This window comes from Tritonibacter sp. SIMBA_163, from assembly GCF_046535935.1.
GTDB lineage: Bacteria > Pseudomonadota > Alphaproteobacteria > Rhodobacterales > Rhodobacteraceae > Epibacterium > Epibacterium scottomollicae.
Map to the genome: position 1 here is coordinate 1 of NZ_JAWJBP010001000.1, position 248 is coordinate 248.

The window sequence follows — 248 nt, forward strand, 5'->3', positions numbered from 1 at the left end:
GGCGGCCTTGATGGTCGCGCGCCTGGCCAGCACCTATGGGCGCACCGTAGCGGCCGTGATCCTGGTTACCGCGCTGCTCGGTTTCGTGCTGCCGTCCACCATGGGCCGCGTGGTGCTGCTGATTCCCATCATCCTGGCGCTCAGCGACCGGCTGGGGCTAGCCGCCGGCAGGTCGGGGCGCACCGGCCTGGCGCTGGCCGCGGGCCTCACCGCCTACCATCTCGGCGTGCCGATCCTGCCGGCCAACG

Annotated in this window: 1 pseudogene; it reads left to right on the forward strand. The window is 72.6% G+C overall.

Annotated features, from left to right (window positions below):
- Positions 1–248, forward strand: a pseudogene (locus R0J92_RS25335) (hypothetical protein); the annotation flags it as partial.